The following is a 925-nucleotide window of genomic DNA, read 5'->3' as shown; positions in this document are numbered from 1 at the left end:
CGAAGAAGCTCGACAAGGTGCCGTTCGACCAGATCGGCAACAACCTGAACGAAGCGCTGAAGAACGCCGACAAGCTGTTCAAGCAGCTCGACACGCAGGTCGCGCCCGAGGCGCGCGACACGCTGTCGGCGGCCAAGCAGACCTTCACCACCGCGGAAGCGACGCTGCAGCAGGATTCCCCGCTGCAGTCGGACGTGCGCGGCGCGCTGAAGGAGCTGACGCGCACGCTGCAGTCGCTGAATGCGCTGTCCGACTACCTGGAACGGCACCCTGAATCGCTGCTGCAAGGCAAACCCGGAGACAAGAAATGAACCCACGCACGCATCGGCTTGCACGCGGCCTGGCGCGCGCCGGGCTTGCCGCCGCGCTGGGCGCGGCGCTCGCGGCCTGCTCGTCGCCGCCCGCGCGCTTCTACACGTTGAACTCGGAGGCCGTCACCGCGAGGCGAAGCCTGCCGGCCAACCCGGCGCTCCTGATTCAGGTGCCGGCCGTCGGCGTGCCGGAGCAGGTGGCGAAAAGCCAGCTGGTCGTGCAGAAGAACGCCGCCCAGGTCGACGTGCTGGAACAGGAGCGCTGGTCGTCGCCGCCCGCCGACGAGATCCGGCGCGCGCTGTCGTCGGCGCTGACGCAGCGGCTCGAGACGATCGATGTGGCCGACTCGGCCTATCCGCCGGGCGTTCCGGTGTACCGGGTCAGCGTGAACGTGCAGCGGTTCGAATCGTGGCCGGGAGAACGGGCGGTGATCGACGCGGTGTGGAGCGTCCGTTCGCTGACGACCCAGGCGGTGATGACCTGCCGCAGCAACGTGGCCGAGCCGGTGCAACCGGGCTATGACGCGCTGGTGGCGGGCCACCGGCAGGCGCTCGGCGTGCTGGCCGCGCAGATCGCGGCCGGCGTGCGCGCGATGGCGGGGGCCGCGGCGGCG

The 925-nt window shown here is 70.5% G+C and carries 1 protein-coding gene and 1 pseudogene; both read left to right on the top strand.

What is annotated here, in order from left to right:
- A pseudogene (locus tag RZR99_RS32915) lies at window positions 1–311 on the top strand (mammalian cell entry protein); the annotation flags it as partial.
- The coding region (locus tag RZR99_RS32910) for a PqiC family protein (RefSeq protein ID WP_323123840.1) at window positions 308–925 on the top strand (618 nt) is incomplete at its 3' end. The pseudogene RZR99_RS32915 and the gene RZR99_RS32910, both read left to right, overlap by 4 nt.

The sequence above is a fragment of the Burkholderia alba genome (assembly GCF_034721475.1).
In the GTDB taxonomy this organism is placed as follows: domain Bacteria; phylum Pseudomonadota; class Gammaproteobacteria; order Burkholderiales; family Burkholderiaceae; genus Burkholderia; species Burkholderia alba.
This window is presented reverse-complemented; position numbering and strand designations above follow the sequence as displayed.